The sequence below is a fragment of the Lysinibacillus sp. 54212 genome, assembly GCF_036662795.1.
GTDB lineage: Bacteria > Bacillota > Bacilli > Bacillales_A > Planococcaceae > Lysinibacillus_B.
Genome location: NZ_JBAFWZ010000020.1, coordinates 41,297 through 59,263, shown reverse-complemented (window position 1 = coordinate 59,263; position 17,967 = coordinate 41,297). Strand labels below are relative to the sequence as shown.

Below are 17,967 nucleotides of genomic sequence, written 5' to 3'. Positions count from 1 at the left end.
AGTACCCTACAAGAGGACTTTTTTAAGTGTCCATCTTATAGGGTACATTTTAAAACACTACTCCCGAGATTAAAACCACCGTAGCCAACTCCAATTATTATGACTATTTCTAAAAGAAAACGCAGTGCTATAATTAATTTCATTTATTATTCTCTTCCTTTTAGACTATCTTTTGCAAATGAGTTTCTTTAAAATTGTTTGTGTATTTTAGTCCGAATCCTAGTGCACGATCCATTAAAATATGAGCAATCCAGATCAATGAGATTGGAATTAGAGGATCTATGTTAAATCTAATACAAATTGTTAGAAGTATAGTAGGTAAACTTAAATGATGAACGATATTGTAGAGGAGAACACCTATTTTCGTATTCATAACATAGCCAACCATCGATACATCTGGTACTAATAGGAGCATAAAGAATAGTAGAATCGAATAGTCTAGTCCTATATAAATAATAAAAATACAGATAAATCCAATGATATACTCCTTTCTAATCCAATTTTGTAAATGCATCCAATTCCACCTCACTACTCATCTTTTTAAACATCTCTTCCACCATTTCTTCTGTTTTTATTTTATTTGCTTCGTATTCCCCTTCCCGTATTAAATGTTCCGTCGTTTTTAATGCAGTTAGGGCTACATTAAATAATTCCATTTGCTTTTCAATCGCTTTTATTTTTTCTGTAAATATTCCAGTAGTAGCTTCTTTACAGTCATTGCTAATTGATTGCTGATCCAACAAAAGTAATGAACGAATTTCTTGCAATGAAAAGCCAAGTTCCTTTAATACTAGTATAAACTTGATTGATTTTTCACAGGGCTGATCATAATATCTATAACCATTTTCTAATCGAGACGGATGTAATAACCCTTCTTTTTCATAGTATCTAATCGTATCAATCGATACTTTATACTTTAATGCAAAATCCTTAATGTACACGTAAATCCCCTCCACCTTTATCCTAGCATTGGAGTAAACTCTAACGTCAAGAATTTTCAGTCAAATGTTGTATATGAAAATCAATCCCACTTTCTTATGATAGGTATAGAGGTGATTGTAATGAAAATTCATGAGCTTGAGCTGTTCATATCAAACTACGAAGAAACTGTTTCCTTTTATAAAAATACAATGCAATTCCAGCCGTTACGAGAAGGAGCTGATTCTACCAGCTTCCAAACAGGCGAAAGTGTATTTACTTTGCACAAAGACGAAACACACGCATACTACTATCATTTCGCCTTCAACATTCCACCGAATCTTTTCCAATCTGCAAAAGACTGGGTAGCAGCGAAGATTCCTTTATCGCTAGAGGTTGGTCAAGACGAAGTAAGCTTCACGGCATCAAAAGCAAAGTCATTTTACTTCGAAGATCCTGCTGGCAACATTGTTGAATATATTGCAAGAAGCGAAACGACAACAGAAGCAGCACAACAGCATTTTAAAGCAGGTCATATAGTAAATATTAGCGAAATAGGCTTAACAGCACAGGATGTAAATACATGTGTTGAAGAAATACTAAATCTTTCGATACCAGTAAAGCATAATGAAGTCATTTCCAATGAATCCCTAAACTTTATGGGTGAATATGAAGACGGTGCATTTATTCTCGTTGGCCCGGTAGGAAGAAGATGGATCTTTTCTGACAAACTAGCAATAGAAGCACCAGTCATTATTACAACGAATAGAGGCACGATTAAAAACTATTGAACTCTGAAAAGATCTGAATAAAACCTAATACGAGCATGATGATCAAAACAGTACCTATACCTACTTTAAGTATTTCCCTTTGAATCATGCTCTCTTTGTTTTTCTCATTGCAAATTGAGCAACTTAAAGCCACTTTTGCAGGATTCATCATTGTCGAAAATGAGGAACTGACATTTTGAGAGGCAGCCACTTCTACTGAACTAATACCTACAAGATGCGCTGTCTCAGTTTGCAATCGGATTAACATAGAATTGGACGCAGTATTACTTCCTGTCAAAAAGCCCCCGGTCGCACCAATAATAGGTGAAAAATAAAGAAAGGCAGGCCCCATCAAGCTAGCGATTGTGCCAGCTAAAATGGTAATCATACTATTCAGGGACATTAATTCTGCTACACTTATAAATAGAAAAGTTGAAAATAAAATAGGCAGGCACTGTTGCCATGTTCTCACAGCACTGGCTCTAATTTGTTTCAAGTTTAATTTATATAAAAGAATTGTAAATAAGCTGACAATAATAAGGAAGAAGCCTGGTGAATACAGAAAAGAAAGAGAAAATTGAAACGCCTTAATATTCCATGTACCTAATTGAAGCAGTGTTTGCTGAACAAAAGGTATTGTCCTTGAAAAAAACAATAGAATAATAAGTAAAATATATGGCGTTAGAAAGTAAAACAGAGCGCGATAATTTAGATTGGCTTGTTTTCTAATTCGTATAAAAATCGCTCCCATCATGATAATTGAGCCAAACACCCCTGCTAATTCAACGCTAATCCACCGATTACATCCCAGGATGGCTACCCCTAAAATTAAACCGAAATATACAATTTCCTTCCATCTCATTCTTGCTGCACTCCAATCCAGCCCAATCCCAATTGATAAAAATGCAATAAACACAAATAGTGGAATGCTTAGGACAGCACTCCATTGTCCTAAAGCAGATAATTCAATGTGTGCTAAGCTTGCACCAATGATTGAACCCATACTTAACGTTCCCCAAGGTATGATACACAGACTAATTAGGGCCAAAAGAGCCGCTTTTATCGGAGCTATACCTAATGCTATTAATATTGGCGCAATAATAATAACAGCAAGCCCAAAACCACTAATCGACTCTATTAACGGTGAAAAACATAAAATGAGTAATAGAATTTGATAAAAACGGTCTGGTGTCGCACTTTTAATTGCATTTGCTAAACCTTGAATCGCGCCTGCTTGTTCCATTAATTGAAATAAAAAGATACCAAAAACTAATATGTACGCAATCGATAAAGTAGTTAAGCTACTTTTAATAAAAGGATGTGATAAATTAATTGTGGTATGATTGAAGCTAGGTAGAATCATTAAGGAGAGCGTAACGAAAAGCGCTACTACCCCTGAAAAAATGGATGATTTTTTTAATATAAAGATACAAATCATAATAACCAGTATTGGAATACACGAAAGAAAAAATGACATTTTAAATATCCCCTCTCCAATTCACTATAGTGAAATATCTACGCCTTTTAAACACTATAGTGAATTTTATCCACTATAGTAAAAATTGTCAATACATAAATTGGAGGTTTCCTAATGAATTTCGGTAAACGAGTAAAAGAATACCGCCTTAAAAAAGACTTTACTTTAAAACAATTAGCAGAAAAAAGTGGGATTAGTGCATCAATGCTATCTCAAATCGAACGAGATGAAAAAAATCCAACGTTACAAGTTGCTTGTCAGATTGCTGAAGGGTTAAATACAACGCTTTCTACCCTGTTGGAGGAACGTAAAAAGGAAGAGGTAATCGTTACACGAAAAGAGGAACGGTTAATTTATATTGACGAGAAATCAATGTTTCAACGCCACCTACTATCCCCCTCATTTTCAATGAATGAGATTGAATTTTTGTTAAATATAATGCCAGCAAATGGACAGTCTAGTGTGTTCCCACCACACAAACCCGGTGTTACGGAAACGGTTTATGTAGCAAAAGGTAAATTACAATTAACTTTAGGGGATGGAGATTTTCAAGAAGTGTTAGAGGAAGGAGATTCGGTTTACTATAGCGCCGATACAACACATCACTTTAAAAACCTTTTAGATTCTCCTTGCGAATACTATGTTATTATCGATTCAAGCAAGAGCAGCAAATAATAGAACATAAAGAAGCGATTAGGTTATTGTTAATCGCTTCAACGTTCTGTACATTTATTTATTAGAAACGAAAACTACTTCCAACAATTATTTCGATGCCTAGATATGCATTGAATAACACGAAGTATGAATTCAAACAAAAAGAGACACCCTATATAGTATAGGATGTCTCGAATTAACGAATTTAAGTTTAATTCTTAGGAATTAAAGTTTAGTTACGTTAGCAGCTTGTGGTCCGCGGTTGCCATCTACAACTTCGAACTCAACTTTTTGACCTTCGTCAAGAGTTTTGAAACCTTCGCCTTGGATAGCTGAGAAGTGTACGAATACGTCGTTTTCGCCTTCTACTTCGATGAATCCGAAGCCTTTTTCTGAGTTAAACCATTTTACTGTACCTTGTTTCATTTGAGAAAACCTCCAAAAAATAAAAGTGAACAATATGGAATTGATTACCGTAATAAAAAATTCACATATTACGAAGAGTACCGAGACTTACATCGATCACTCTTTGTAATATGTGAATCCATTGTATCCGGTCAAACAATTTTATTGTTACTCTTAGTATACCATCATTTTACACTATGTCAAACATTTCTTATTGCTTTTAATAAAATTTTCCGTTATTTCTGTTTATTCATAAAGTTTCTTCTCTCTACGGAGACATTTCTAATATTAAACCATGATAAACTTGAGCATCCTCATCACAGCCTTCACAGTATTCGCATTCCTGCTCATCCCAGAAAGCGATGTATTTATCTTTCCTCATTTCCTCGTTTTTATACTTCTCACGAAACGAAGTTAAAATATTTTTTAATCCTTCATCAAAATCGATCCTTGTTTCAAAGTGATATGTCGATACAATGAATGATTCCCATCCTTCAAATTGCCACCACGGTTCAAAATCTGCCTTCATATAAATTATTTTAAACAATGCTCGACACCTCTTTTCTTCATTATTATATTTTAATAACCATAGTCTAAAATGTCTATCATTACGACTTTAAATATGATAATATATGCTAGATATATTTTTCTGGGGAGGTAAATATTACATATGTTTTCTACAATTAAACCAAAAGCAGATTTAAATGATTTGTTTTCACGTGGTACAGATATTCCAGCAGTAGGTCGTTTTTATGATACGTTAGTATTCAATAATTTTAAACAGCATGATCAACAAAATTTAAAAGATATTTATAATCGTATTCAGGAAGTAACACCGACGATGCAGGATATTTTCATGAGATACTTAGAAGAAATTTCCCCAAATGGAAAAAATCCGATTACAAAGCAACAAATCGATACCTATTTAAACCAATTTTTCTTAGGCGCAAGAAACAATGATTACGTAACAGCAACAGTAAGATTTTTTAATTTATTGCGCTTCCACCGTTTTGAGCCAGGAAAAGTAATCGTATTATTTAATCAATTTTCGTTTTATTTAAATACACTTATTCTACATCATTTTGCAATTAAGCCTTATAAGGCATTTGATTTAATGAAATCAGTATCTTCAGCTGTCAATATTGATCAAGAGCTTTTAACAGAAGTAATGACAGAGCGAATGATTGAAAACGTTGTGGAGGAAATTTCATCTTTAATGGATGTGAATGCAAAAATAATGTATATGAAAGATTTAGTTGTTAGCCTCGATCATCAGGCAAACGAGATATCGACTTCATCTGCTGCTGCTGAAGAATTGGCAGCCTCTATTAATGAAATTGCTCGTTCCTCTTCGCGTATTGCTGAGAAAACTAGTGATTCTGTAGATAATGCAGTGAAAGGGAAACATTCCATTGAACATGCCCTATCCGAAATTTTTAAAACAGAAGATACCTTTACGTCTATTGTAAGTAGCTTTTCCGAGTTACAGCAGCATGTTAATGATATTGAAAATGTAGTGACTTTAATCAACGGTATTGCAGATCAAACGAATTTACTTGCCCTAAATGCATCCATCGAAGCTGCACGTGCTGGCGAGCATGGAAAAGGCTTTGCGGTCGTTGCCCAGGAGGTTCGAAAACTTGCTGAAGGTACTGTAAAGGCTCTAGGTGAAGTAACAAGCAATGTTCATTCCTTAAAAAATTATTCTAATACAGTAGCAAAATCGATAACTGAAACAACAGAAATCATTAAAGAAGCGACAAACGAAGCGAAGGACTCTCTTCCGTTATTAAATCTTATTGTCGATATTATCGAAAGTATAAACTTAGATGTAACGAATACTGCAGCGGTAACGGAGCAACAGGCTGCAGCAATTGATGAAGTTTCCTCCCGTTTAGTTCAGATTTCAACGCTACAGGAGGATATTCGTGAATATGGAGCAAATACGTCCCGTGATATTCATTTACTTGGTCAAGAAATTAACCGTTTCAGAAATGATGTGATTACAAATAATAATGTTCAGCTTTCAAGCATTGCCCTACTAGAGCTTTCAAAGGCAGATCATATCCTATGGAAATGGAAAGTGTACAATATGTTCCTAGGTCTTGAAAAGCTAACGCCTAACGATGTATCATCACATAAAGAGTGTCGTTTAGGAAAATGGTATTTTGCTGATAAAGCACACGAGCGTTTCGGGAGTCACCCTTCCTATCGTGAGCTAGATAAGTACCATGAGCAAGTTCATATTTCTGCTAAAGATGCTGTTATTGCCTTTAACAATTACGATATTCCAAAGGCTGAAGCTCACTTAAAAGAAATTGAAGCGGCCTCAGCACAAGTTTTATTTTATATCAACGATTTAATTCAAGCGCTACAAAAAGAACGTATGATGAACTAAATAATAGAAATAGGCAAAGCGAGCTTCGTTTTGTCTATTTTTAAAGGAGGATTCGTATGGGAAAACGCGTTAAAATTGAGTTTTTTGGAGATGTTAAAGGTACAGGCTATCGGTTTTTCATTAAGCAAAAAGCGATTGAGCTTGGTTTGAAGGGTTATTGTCAGTTGAATCATGATGAAAAGCTAGAGGTTGAGGTAGAAGGAAGCACAAAGGCAATTGATGAATTTATTGATTTTGTTCAAAGGGGCGTTAGCTTACAAGCCGAATCCAATCAATTTAATGTCAGAGTGTTTGAGGATCTAATCGGTTATACAGTGATGAAGTCGGATATTGTTTAGTATCCGGCTTTTCTGTTATAGAAATGAAACCTTTTTTTCTATCGTCCGTATTATTAATTAGAATGAAAAGGGAGGTGTGAACATGCTAGGCGTATCAAACTTTATTACAAGACATGCCATTAATTGGCTAGTAGGTTTTTCCGTTTTTATACTAACGGTAATAAACTTTGATTTAGGTATCATCCTTGTTCCGTTGCTATCCATAGCTAGTTATTTTACCAGTAACAAAGGAATAGCAAGCTTTCAAAAATATCAGCGTAGTAAGCAATTAGGCATTTCACGCTCAGAATATAATCATATCGAAAAGCAGCTAAAGCAGGCAAAAGAACAAATCTTTAAATTAAATCAACAGTATATTCGTGTACGATCGTTAAAATCCTTTAAGCTTATTAACGATATGAGTAAGCTTTCTCGTCGAATCGTCAATATTGTTCAAACGAGTCCGCGAAAATTTTTCGTAGTAGAAGACTTTTTCTATGCTCACCTACCTTCAGCAGTCGAATTAACGGATAAATATACGCTGCTAACAAAGGAGCAAGTGCAAGGTACAGACATTCATATTGCGTTAGAGGATACACGTAAAACATTAAAGGAATTACACATTACAATGGAAGACGACCTAAAGCTGGCACTTCAATCAGATATCGAGGATTTAAAATTAGAGCTAGATTTTGCGAAGCTGGAAAATGAAAAGCGAAAAGAACGTCAGCAAATAGGTGGTGGCCACTAGTGAAAAGCGAAAATCCGTTTGAGGCGTTTCAATCATCAGGGAGTTCATTGGCCGAGGCAGCGAGTGAGCAATACGAATATCATTTGCAAAACAATGCCCCTACTCCCCTTTTTTTATCGTTAAGCACCTTTGATCAAAAACGTGCGATGAAGCTAGCAGGAAGTATGAATGTAGGCTCATATGAAGATGTCCTTTCCTTTGGTTTGGCAGCACAATCTTCGTTAAAATCCTTTACGTCTAAAATGCTCCTACATGTGCAGCGTAAGGATACATCACAGGTTGGGGATATTTTATTTCAGCTTATGGATCATTTAGAAAAGGTTGATCCTGATGCACTAATTGAAAAGGAAGCCGGATTTTTTGGAAGACTCTTTAAAAAGCAGCATTCTTCTATCCAGGAAATAATGACCCATTTCAATCGCTTAAGCAAGCATATTGACCGTTTAGGTATTCAGCTCGCCCATTCTCAGCAAAACTTATTAATGGACTATAATATGCTTGACGAGCTCTTCAAGCTAAATGAAGACTATTTTAATGAAATTAATATTTATATTGCCGCAGGAGAAGTAAAGCGCCAGGAGCTACAAAATGAGCAATTACCTGTATTAAATGAAAAGGCACAGGCCTCCAATGACCCGATGCTGCATCAGCAATTGCAAGATTTGCAAATGGCTCTCGAATGGCTCGATCGAAGAATCTATGATTTAGAAATATCTAGAGAAATCGCGGTTCAGTCTGCTCCACAAATTCGGTTAATCCAGCAAACCAATCGGATGTTAATTGATAAAATTCAATCATCGATTATGACAACTATTCCGCTTTGGCAATCACAGATTTCAATGCTTGTAAGTATGAATAATCAACGTCGCGCCAATCTTGCTCAGCAACGATTATTGCAAGCATCAGATGAACTAATGAAGAAAAATGCAAAAATGATTAAGGTCACGTCTCAGGATAAGAAAGGCAACCGTAGTATTAGACATGAGGAAATTGATCACTTTAAGCAAACGCAGCTCAGATTATTACAGGATGTTGAAGAAACGCTACGAGTACAAGCAGTAGCCAATGAAAAGCGACTTCAAACGGAATCAGAATTAATGTAGACAAAGCAAAGGGGGCGCTTAGAACACTTTACGTTCTTAGCACCCCCTCTTCTTATCCGTAAAAAAAAGGGCAGTGAAATTATCCACCACCCTAGCCTATTACATAATACCCTTATTCAAAGTATTCTTTGTAATAACCGCCTACATTTCCTGTATTATCAATAACGAAGATGAACTCCTCTGTTTCGTTTTTCACTTCGTATTCTTTTCCAACCGTCAGTACATTGGATACTAAATATTTTGATGCATTTGTATGTACACATTTTACTGTACGGATTGTTGGCGCATCTTTCCATTTTAAATGTAACATTATTTTCCCTCACTTTTTAAGAGACATATGCTCTAACAGATACACTTATTTTAAACGATTTTTATTATATTTGGTAGTAAATATGCAAAATGCGATAGAATATTGTATTTTTAATCGTTTCCTTGCTATATTCCACATGTTAAAATATTGTTAAAGAGGTGATTTATTCATGGCATTTGGTCCTGTTCCCGTTTGTTTTTTCGCAATTGCCATTGCATTTGCTATTATATTTATTTTTTATTCAGAATGGAATTCAAGAAGATAGGGATAGACAATCGACAAGCCCATCACTTGTCGATTGAATGTTTATTTTAACGTACGCTTTAAAAATTCCTTTGTACGCTGGTGCTTTGGATTCACTAACACTTCGTCAGGATGCCCCTCTTCAACAATGACCCCTTTATCCATAAAGACAATTCGGTCTGATACTTCACGCGCAAATTCCATCTCATGAGTTACAATGAGCATTGTATTCCCTTGGTCTGCAAGCGTACGCATTACTTTTAATACTTCCCCTACCATTTCTGGGTCTAGTGCAGATGTTGGCTCATCAAATAGCATTACATCTGGATCCATTGCCAGTGCTCGGGCAATCGCTACACGCTGCTTTTGACCGCCAGAAAGCTGTCGTGGCTTTGCGTTTTTGTATTGATCCATGCCGACAACTTGTAAATATTTTAGTGCCTTTTCAGTTGCCTCTTGCTTCGAACGCTTTAGCACCTTTTGCTGCCCTACTATACAATTGCCAAGGACATCTAAATTATTAAAAAGGTTAAATTGCTGAAAAACCATTCCTAAGTGTGTACGATATTTTTCAATATTATGCTTATCACCTAAAATATTGTCACCTTTATACACGATATTCCCACCAGACGGGGTTTCAAGTAGATTAATGCAGCGTAGAAGGGTTGATTTTCCAGAACCAGATGAGCCGATTAAGCAAACAACCTCCCCTTTTTGCACATTAAAATTCACATCACGAAGGACTTCATTCGAGCCGAAAGATTTACTTAAATTTTGTATTTCAATTACGTTTGTCATTGTAAGACTTCCCCTCCGCTATGTTGATCTACTTTTTTATATGCATCAGGTCCATCCATTCTTCTCTCTATCCAGCGTAGGATACGAGTTGCTGTAAAGGTCATAGCTAAATAGATTAAACACGTAATTAAAAATGTTTCCGCAAATTTATAATTGATCGATGCAATCGACTTTGATTGGAAATAAAGCTCGGTTACACTTATAACATTTAATACTGCTGTATCCTTTATATTCATTACTAACTGATTACCGGTAGCAGGTAGGATATTTCGAGCAACCTGTGGAAGAACTACATGAATCATCGTTTGCAGATGGTTCATCCCGATTGCTTGTGCCGCCTCATATTGCCCCTTATCGATGGACACAATGCCACCGCGTACGATTTCTGCCATATAGGCACCCGTATTTAAACCTACTACGACTAGTGCAGCGACGAATGTATCAAGCTTGATGCCATATGAGAATAAACCGAAGTATATTACCATCGCCTGTACAATCATTGGAGTACCACGGAATACTTCAACATAGCACGATAAAATGAAGTTAAATATTTTTAAAGCAATACTTTTCACCGAACGTTTTCGCACTGGAATTGTATGCATAATTCCAATAAAAAATCCGATAAGCACACCAATGATTGTACTAATAATTGCAATCATTAGCGTTATCCCTGCACCTCGTAAAAACATTGGCCAGTTATTTTCTAGAATATTGAGTATTGTTTCTAAACTCATGAAAATCCCCCTAACAGTTCAATCACTGTCTTTTAGAAAAACTAGCCGACAAAATTATGTTCGGCTAGTCCCATTATTTATTATTGAGCTGGTTGATTAGCAATCGCAGCATCCATTAATTTTGTACGTTCTTCTTCAGAAATACCTTTAATAATTTCATTCATTTTGTCTGTAAGATCTGACCCTTTACGTACACCGATTGCTACTGCTGTATCAGCTGGATTTGTTTTAAACCCTTTTTGAAGCTCTACATAAGCAAAGTCCTTATTCGCTGCTGTTGACGAAACCGCTTCTGGACGCTCCGCTACATAGCCATCAATAACGCCTGATTTTAATGCAACGCGCATTGCATTGAAATCATCCATTGCTGTTTGTTTATCAACATTAGGAATTTGATCGATTACATCATAGTTAGTCGTACCTAATTGAGATGTGATTTTCGCCTTTGCAAAATCCTCTAATGTTTTAGCTTTTTCAAATGGACCACCTTTTTTCACAACGATAACAAAATCAGACGTATAATAGTTTTCTGTGAAATCGATTGATTCCTTTCGTTCATCAGTCGGACTCATCCCTGCAATAATGGCATCAACTACACCTGACTGCACGGCAGGAACTAATCCGTTCCACTCCATCTTTACAATAACTAACTCTTTGCCAAGACCTTCAGCAACCTTTTTGGCGATTTCAACATCATAGCCACCTGCATATTCAGCAGCCCCGTCGATTTTCACTGCACCGTTTCCATCATCCATTTGAGTCCAGTTGAACGGTGGATAACCTGCTTCCATCCCAACTCGTAAAACATTGCTTTCTTCTTTTTCTTGGTCATTGTCATTTGACGATGAACCTGTTTTACCATCATCAGAACCACATGCAGCAAGAATTAACACTGTCATCATCCCTGCTATCAATACTAAAAGCTTCTTTTTCATACGATTCTCTCCTTTTTCTGAAAGTTTAGGCAATAAATAAAGCGACCTTAGAAGAACTTAAGGTCGCTTGAATATTATTAGCCCATATCCTCTAGTTCCCATATTGAGATAGCACACCTTGTAATGAACGGGAAGGATCAAACAAGACAGTCCTGCAATTATTCATTGCAGACCCAGCGAAACGTAGTGAGCCTACGAACACGCTTCGGCGATATTTCCTTCTTTTTCATTTCATCGTTTGCTCTAACTCTATGAAAAACTAATAAATACCGCGCCTCTACCTCACGAGACTGTGAGGTTTATATTTAATTAATAATAGAATATTACAACATTCTGATTTATGTGTCAATATTCATTTTTCTGATATATGAAACAATATGCTAATATATACTTCATTTTGCATTCATTTACATTCACTTCAAGGATACGATTCCCACCTTGCTACGCACTTTCAACAAGACTAAAGTCACATAAATCTCTACGGACATATAAAATTATGTGATGGTTCAATATCTAAACATTATTCATTTCATACCAGTTCCTATATCTTTATTGGTGTACAAGTAATCCTATAATAGATTATATGATTCTTTTCTCTTCAAAAAAAACTAGATGTTGATAACTCACAGCTAATTTTTTGATGAAGGCTTTAAAGATTTCATCTTCCTAGGAATGTCCCATTTCATCCCAACAAATATCCAAAACAACAGCAATAAACTGTAAACGAATGGCATATAGAATAAAGCTCCCGCATCTTTTCCATTTTGTACGGCAATACCAATAAAAGCCCAAATAACAACGAATGAAAATAAAATATCTCTGTTTTTCACACGAATATAAAAGGCTAATAATGTTGCTAATAACAGTAATATTTGGGCCCACGTTTGTTCTGAAATACCCCAACCATTCCAGCCATAATACTTCAGTACATAGCTGATATTTGCCATTAGCGCTACACTAATCCACCCTAAATAAACCGAAAACGGCAGTCTATCAGATAAGCGATAATCACCTGCTGGATAACTCCTATAAATGATAATCAAACTTAATAATAGGCAAATCATAACTACTACAGATATAAGGAAGTAATTATAATGCCAGCTCAACAACCAAGCGATATTGTAAAGGCATGTAATAAGGAAAAGATCTATTCTATACCGACTCACCTCATCTGTTGGAAGACGGAGCTGTTGGAAGAGCCATATTCCTAGTAAAATATAAATTAACCCCCAAATAGCAAACACATACCCGGCAGGAGTAAATAATACATCTACTTCATTAGAGATTTCACCTGTCGTTTTTCCGTTTATCCCTACCGTGGTGGCTAAAGCATTAATGCTAATCATTGCCAAATAACTAATAACGGCTAACCATTTCATGTCTTTCCCCCCTCAAAAGATCTTTACTTCAATATATTTCGTTCCAAGAGGGCAATATACATGACTTTCTAAAACAATTTAGGAGTGGCTCATAGACTATAAATAATCAAGGTAACAAAGGAACTCTATAGAGTTATATGCCTATCCTGAATACCACATATTCAAATTACCAAGTTAAAACAAAAAAGTCCCCCACAATCATTGATATACCAACGATTGTGGGGGATACTGTTAATTATGAAATTAATAGTTCTATACTCTTTTTTATTCTTCAGGAAACTTCTCAACCCGCTGTATAATAGGTTAAAACTCAAATTTACTATGTAACTCCTTTGAATTCTTTTCATAAATTTTCCTTTTCATTATGTTTTTTATCCTCTTGCCTGTAGAACACTTTTTGGCAACTTAAAATCGATCAAAAAAACTACCTCAACCGAGATAGTCTTTTTCGTGTTATTTAAGATTCACATGCCCAACCGTCTCCATCAAGGTCCATTTTGGGTTGGTAAGCCCAATGTCCCTTTTGAACACCTTTTGGGAAATCTTTTCTTAACTCTGTACAGTTCTTGTACGAATTATTAGGAGATGTAGGTGGTTCTGGTTCTACTACCTCATCACCTGGTTTGAACTCTTTTGCGTCAATTGAATAAGAATCACTATTTATAGTAGCGATGATTGTCCCATCTTGAGCCGTCGAGTAAGCTTTAGCACCAACTGCTTTGATGTTACCTAAAACACTTTTGTGAGGATAACCGTAAGCGTTGTCTTTACCGTAACTCAAAATAACCGATTCAGGATAACTAGTAGATTTTAAGAAATCCAATGAAGTGCTTATGTCAGATCCATGATTACCAGCTTTTATAATTGTGCCAGGAATATCTGCAAAATATAATAATTTTCTTTCTATCTCGCTATCTGCATCGGCCATCAATAAGACATCACTTTTACCAAAGCCAGCAGCTACTACTAAGCTAGCGTCATCGATATCATCCGCATCGGGGTTTGCATTTAAAATCTGTAAATACGAATTCACATTATTGTTGTGTAATAATATTTGCTCATGCTTTGGTACAACATATTTTACTTTTTTCTTTTTAATTGCAAATAGCATATCCTCATAAGTTTGAGATGTGTGTGTTACACCAGAATCTATGAAAGTGCCCACCGGAAATGCATTTAGTACATGTGTAATACCTCCGATATGCTCATCATCTGGATGCGTTGCAATTACATAATCTAACTTTTTGATTCCTAACGATTTTAAATAAGCCACTACTTTTTCGCCAGCTTCATCAGTGCCAGCATCCACTAAAACATTTTCTCCAGTTGCAAGTTGTAATAGAGTTGAGTCGCCTTGTCCAACATCAATGAAATGAGCCTTCATTTGCTTTGATACTTCTGGAGTAATAATTTTGATTGTTTTTTTCTTGGCGTCCCATCTCACCTCAGCACCAAGTGTTTCACTAATAAAGCGTAAAGGAACCAATGTACTACCTTTTACAATTTGAGCTGGCATCGCAATTGTGACTTTTTTTCCATTCACGTATGTTGTTTTCGAACCGATTTTAAGAAAAATCTTTGTAGAAAATGAGTAGGATGGGTCTGTAGGTTTCGAAGCGGTTTTAAGCCACATCTTGCCCGTGGTTTTTGATACTTCAATAGACCGGTCCTCTGAATCAAAAATAACTCCGGCACCTAGAGCTTCAAATATTCCTCGAAGCGGAACTAGAGTTGAACCATTTTTAATAATTGCCTTATCGCTGTAGGACTGTTTTACATCATTAATATAGATTGATATTCCAGATGCAGCACTCGATTCATCAGCGTTCGCGAAACTGAATGACAACGAAACTAACATCGCTACAAGGAGTATTTTAAATTTCTTCATAAACACCCTCCAATATTTGTATATTAATTATAATTATGGTATAAAATCTATCATAATTCAATATTAGAATAAAAGATAGTGCAGAATACATGAGCGTTTTTTCACATGAACATTCGTAGTAAAATTTGTAATCACTTTGGTAAAATAAACTATTTACTTTCATAAATTAATTTTATGTTTTCAATAAGGGCACCCTCCCCCTACAAAAATGTACACCCATGTAATTTCTCAGTTAGTGCCTTTAAAGCAATCTGTAGCGCATCCTCTTTTTTTAAAGGTTGCTGCTCCATCCCTCTCACCTCCTCCCAAGTTATTTGCTATAATCACCTTGAAAGTGAGGTGATTACATATGGATGATTTAATACTAAAAGAACTTGCAAGCTACATGGAGTTTCGTGAACATTTAAACCAACAGTTTGATAGAATGAATTCTGTTTATCAGACACTTAAACTTCACAACAATTTAAATGATGTACCTTTACTACACTTAGATTTAGCTGAGATTTATAGCTTGCGCACTGGTTCAAAAGTTTACTATTCGTGCTTCATTGATTTGCATCACTATGAATTTTCATCATTCTTCTCCTTTTTCGATATTCTGTATCTAGAATTTAAGGAAGTCCTTGAGTCCCAATCAAACGACTTTATTGAACTAGATTCTGAATTCGAAAATGTTAAAGAACAATTTAAAATCATTGATCAAATGCTAAAAGATAAGATAGATTCAATGAAAGCAATCTAAAAGTTATTTGAAGGATTGTTATGAACTAGCAGTCCTTCTCTATTGGCTGTTCCAGTGCAATTTTTTCAACCTTTTTAATAGCATCTTCGATGATTATTTCAGAATACTCTCCACTGAAGACCCATCTAGTATTCTTTATTTTTTTTACTGCATCTGCATATGAAGAACTATCTTCAAGAACAGCTTTTACCAAGCTATCTATTGTTATTGAAAGCTGAGTTCTTGCTTTTGCAAGTTTCATTCTTAACGCACTCTTTTTCATCCCTCTCACCTCCTTTTGCAATATAACGCACGAAAGTTCACAACAAGTTAACTGCCTGTTTAAAAAAATATCATCAGGATTTTTATTAAACACTTTTGCAATTCGTATCGCCATTTCATAAGTTAAGCCACGTTTACCATTTTCTATAAACCAATAGTGTTCCTTTGAAATACCAGTTTCATCTGCAACTTGTTGATAAGTTAACTCATGTTTAACTCGGATTTCTTTTAATTTTTCAAGAGTCATAAAATTACCTCCTTGCTTTAGGTTAACCTCTTGTTAACCATATAATAATTAACTTATACGTAACTGTCAATGACTTTAAACAAAAAAGTTTCTATTTAGTTAACTATAGTGTTCTGTATTTGTTATCTAACGGTTAACTTGTATAATAATAATTAATGAAATGAGGTGTTTTTATTGAATGGAGAGCGCCTAAAGCAACTTAGAAAAGAAAGACAATTAACTCAAACTGAACTTGGTGACAAAATAAATGTAACTAAAGTTTCTATATCAGGTTATGAAAATGGCAATCGCTCACCCGACACTGATACTTTACAACGATTAGCCGATTTTTTTGGAGTCAGTACTGATTACCTTCTCGGCCGCACAGACACCCCTGTACTTACACCACAAGAACATGATGAGGCTGAATTCCAAGCTTTTATCAATGATCCTGAACTAGGCGTTTGGTATAAAGAATTGCCAAATTCCAATGAAGAAGAGCTTCGAAAACTACGTACCATTTGGGAAATGATTAAAGCAGAAAATAATAAGGACATGCTATAACAGCATGTCCAATTTTTTATTCAACGTTTGTAAATATAATACATAAATGTAGTATATTAATTTATTTTTACACAATTCTTAAAATAAACTTTATTCCTCTTCAAAAAACATTATCGTCAATACCTTGTTTAATATTTTTTGAGATACCTTCCTCAGTATCGAAATAATAATTGAGGTAAATTACATTAATTTTATTTAACACCAATTTAAAGGAGACAAGTACTTTGAGGATAGAATTTTCTAGCACTGTAAAAAGGGAATTACAAATAATTTCTAAACACCGTTGTATGATATGTCATATTCCAACAACCAAACCTAGGATTGCACATATTATTCCCGCAGCTATGAATGGTCCAAGATCTGAATATAGATCAAATTATAATGAGGAGTTTATTGCCTCACCTCAAAATGGTTTAAGCTTATGCAACTCATGTCATGATTTAATTGATGATGAGGATTTGAATACCTATACTGTTCAAGAGTTATTAGATATAAATGATACTTATCGAAGTAAATTTAAATTAGAAGAAGAATATAAAAGGCAATTAGGTATAAATAATCAAGACAACTTCATAGAATTAGAGGGATTTTATAAAAACCTTATCTCCAAGCTCGATGTAACAGACGAACAAATTCAGATGGTTATTGAAAAACACCCTGATTTCAAAAAAATCGAGTACGTAAAAAAAATGGATAAAAACAAGTTTAATATTCGACAAAAAAGAAGAATAAAATCTCTCTATGCTGCTGAATTATTTGTTTTGAAAGAAAATTTAGAGGATAACCCAATTATAGCTATAAAATTACAAGCAGCCATAAAGATACTTTATAATAGATTATCAGAAAATATTGATAATCAAGAAGAAATATATGATAAAATGTTAGAACATATGTACGACCCTGGTAATCAAGTTTTAGGTAATGAAATTGTTTTAAATTATTATTTTGTAATATGTGAGGTATTTTTAAAATGATAATACCAGATAAATTTACTCCCTTCGAAAAATCTTATATATATAAGAGCATGCAACTTTATTCAGAAAATCCAAATGGTTTTATTTCTAAAAATTGCAATGATTACGATAATTCGATAT

21 protein-coding genes and 1 riboswitch are annotated in these 17,967 nt (G+C 34.9%); of the genes, 9 read left to right on the top strand and 12 right to left on the bottom strand.

The genetic code is table 11. The annotated features are described in order from the left end of the window. Positions 1–160 precede the first annotated feature (160 nt). Positions 161–514: a DUF4260 domain-containing protein gene (locus V4T18_RS13630; protein ID WP_332650211.1), complete on the bottom strand. Its 354-nt coding sequence runs from the start codon at positions 512–514 to the stop codon at positions 161–163. Beyond that, positions 492–941 carry a MerR family transcriptional regulator gene (locus tag V4T18_RS13625; protein WP_332650209.1) on the bottom strand — a complete coding sequence of 150 codons (450 nt, stop codon included), beginning with the start codon at positions 939–941 and terminating at the stop codon, positions 492–494. The genes V4T18_RS13630 and V4T18_RS13625 overlap by 23 nt, the downstream gene beginning before the upstream one ends. Before the next feature lie 120 nt (positions 942–1,061). On the opposite strand from V4T18_RS13625, the gene V4T18_RS13620 reads away from it, so the two are divergent. After that, positions 1,062–1,709, top strand: a complete 648-nt coding sequence (locus V4T18_RS13620; protein WP_332650207.1) for a VOC family protein — start codon at positions 1,062–1,064, stop codon at positions 1,707–1,709. Here V4T18_RS13620 and V4T18_RS13615 read toward each other — a convergent pair. Continuing rightward, on the bottom strand, positions 1,696–3,165 hold the full coding sequence (locus V4T18_RS13615) for an L-lactate permease (RefSeq protein WP_332650205.1): 1,470 nt from the start codon (positions 3,163–3,165) through the stop codon (positions 1,696–1,698). The genes V4T18_RS13620 and V4T18_RS13615 overlap by 14 nt on opposite strands. A 114-nt stretch (positions 3,166–3,279) precedes the next feature. Between V4T18_RS13615 and V4T18_RS13610 the strand changes: the two genes are divergently transcribed. After that, positions 3,280–3,840 carry a helix-turn-helix domain-containing protein gene (locus V4T18_RS13610; protein WP_332650203.1) on the top strand — a complete coding sequence of 187 codons (561 nt, stop codon included), beginning with the start codon at positions 3,280–3,282 and terminating at the stop codon, positions 3,838–3,840. 204 nt (positions 3,841–4,044) lie between these two features. On the opposite strand, the gene V4T18_RS13605 is transcribed toward V4T18_RS13610, so the two are convergent. Together V4T18_RS13605 and V4T18_RS13600 are read right to left on the bottom strand one after the other, a co-directional pair. Beyond that, positions 4,045–4,245, bottom strand: coding sequence for a cold-shock protein (locus V4T18_RS13605; protein ID WP_004230088.1), 201 nt, complete (start codon positions 4,243–4,245; stop codon positions 4,045–4,047). Between the two features lie 247 nt (positions 4,246–4,492). Next, positions 4,493–4,771, bottom strand: coding sequence for a DUF1033 family protein (locus tag V4T18_RS13600; protein WP_332650201.1), 279 nt, complete (start codon positions 4,769–4,771; stop codon positions 4,493–4,495). A 123-nt stretch (positions 4,772–4,894) separates the two neighbouring features. Here V4T18_RS13600 and V4T18_RS13595 point away from each other — a divergent pair, with 123 nt between their 5' ends. The 4 genes from V4T18_RS13595 (at position 4,895) to V4T18_RS13580 (ending at position 8,793) form a co-directional block, all read left to right on the top strand. Then, positions 4,895–6,622 carry a globin-coupled sensor protein gene (locus V4T18_RS13595; protein WP_332650199.1) on the top strand — a complete coding sequence of 576 codons (1,728 nt, stop codon included), beginning with the start codon at positions 4,895–4,897 and terminating at the stop codon, positions 6,620–6,622. 56 nt (positions 6,623–6,678) lie between these two features. Next, entirely contained in the window at positions 6,679–6,960 is a 282-nt protein-coding gene (locus tag V4T18_RS13590) for an acylphosphatase (protein WP_332650197.1), read from the top strand. Between the two features lie 82 nt (positions 6,961–7,042). Further along, on the top strand, positions 7,043–7,690 hold the full coding sequence (locus V4T18_RS13585) for a 5-bromo-4-chloroindolyl phosphate hydrolysis family protein (RefSeq protein WP_332650195.1): 648 nt from the start codon (positions 7,043–7,045) through the stop codon (positions 7,688–7,690). After that, the gene (locus tag V4T18_RS13580; protein ID WP_332650192.1) at positions 7,690–8,793 is read left to right on the top strand and encodes a toxic anion resistance protein; all 1,104 of its coding nucleotides are present in this window, start codon (positions 7,690–7,692) and stop codon (positions 8,791–8,793) included. The genes V4T18_RS13585 and V4T18_RS13580 overlap by 1 nt, the downstream gene beginning before the upstream one ends. 112 nt (positions 8,794–8,905) lie before the next feature. Here the strand turns inward: V4T18_RS13580 and V4T18_RS13575 are convergent, their stop codons facing one another. The 6 genes from V4T18_RS13575 to V4T18_RS13550 form a co-directional block, all read right to left on the bottom strand. Next, entirely contained in the window at positions 8,906–9,103 is a 198-nt protein-coding gene (locus tag V4T18_RS13575; RefSeq protein ID WP_332650190.1) for a DUF6501 family protein, read from the bottom strand. 306 nt (positions 9,104–9,409) lie between these two features. Next, the gene (locus tag V4T18_RS13570) at positions 9,410–10,144 is read right to left on the bottom strand and encodes an amino acid ABC transporter ATP-binding protein (RefSeq protein WP_332650188.1); all 735 of its coding nucleotides are present in this window, start codon (positions 10,142–10,144) and stop codon (positions 9,410–9,412) included. Next, complete coding sequence (locus tag V4T18_RS13565; protein ID WP_332650186.1) at positions 10,141–10,878, bottom strand: amino acid ABC transporter permease; 738 nt, start codon at positions 10,876–10,878, stop codon at positions 10,141–10,143. The genes V4T18_RS13570 and V4T18_RS13565 overlap by 4 nt, the downstream gene beginning before the upstream one ends. Positions 10,879–10,958: 80 nt before the next feature. Next, entirely contained in the window at positions 10,959–11,813 is an 855-nt protein-coding gene (locus V4T18_RS13560) for a transporter substrate-binding domain-containing protein (protein WP_332650183.1), read from the bottom strand. 101 nt (positions 11,814–11,914) lie between these two features. Further along, positions 11,915–12,101, bottom strand: a riboswitch (Lysine riboswitch). A gap of 341 nt (positions 12,102–12,442) precedes the next feature. Then, positions 12,443–13,192 carry a tryptophan-rich sensory protein gene (locus V4T18_RS13555; RefSeq protein ID WP_332650180.1) on the bottom strand — a complete coding sequence of 250 codons (750 nt, stop codon included), beginning with the start codon at positions 13,190–13,192 and terminating at the stop codon, positions 12,443–12,445. A gap of 457 nt (positions 13,193–13,649) precedes the next feature. Then, positions 13,650–15,080 (bottom strand): stalk domain-containing protein, encoded by a 1,431-nt coding sequence (locus V4T18_RS13550; protein WP_332650177.1) that lies wholly within the window; start codon positions 15,078–15,080, stop codon positions 13,650–13,652. Positions 15,081–15,429: 349 nt separating this feature from the next. Here V4T18_RS13550 and V4T18_RS13545 point away from each other — a divergent pair, with 349 nt between their 5' ends. Then, on the top strand, positions 15,430–15,822 hold the full coding sequence (locus tag V4T18_RS13545) for a hypothetical protein (RefSeq protein ID WP_332650174.1): 393 nt from the start codon (positions 15,430–15,432) through the stop codon (positions 15,820–15,822). Between the two features lie 25 nt (positions 15,823–15,847). Here V4T18_RS13545 and V4T18_RS13540 read toward each other — a convergent pair whose 3' ends face one another. Then, entirely contained in the window at positions 15,848–16,330 is a 483-nt protein-coding gene (locus V4T18_RS13540; protein ID WP_332650172.1) for a helix-turn-helix transcriptional regulator, read from the bottom strand. Between the two features lie 165 nt (positions 16,331–16,495). Between V4T18_RS13540 and V4T18_RS13535 the strand changes: the two genes are divergently transcribed. Both V4T18_RS13535 and V4T18_RS13530 read left to right on the top strand, forming a co-directional pair. After that, on the top strand, positions 16,496–16,873 hold the full coding sequence (locus tag V4T18_RS13535) for a helix-turn-helix domain-containing protein (protein ID WP_332650171.1): 378 nt from the start codon (positions 16,496–16,498) through the stop codon (positions 16,871–16,873). A 224-nt stretch (positions 16,874–17,097) separates the two neighbouring features. Next, positions 17,098–17,847: an HNH endonuclease signature motif containing protein gene (locus V4T18_RS13530; RefSeq protein ID WP_332650170.1), complete on the top strand. Its 750-nt coding sequence runs from the start codon at positions 17,098–17,100 to the stop codon at positions 17,845–17,847. Positions 17,848–17,967 lie beyond the last annotated feature (120 nt).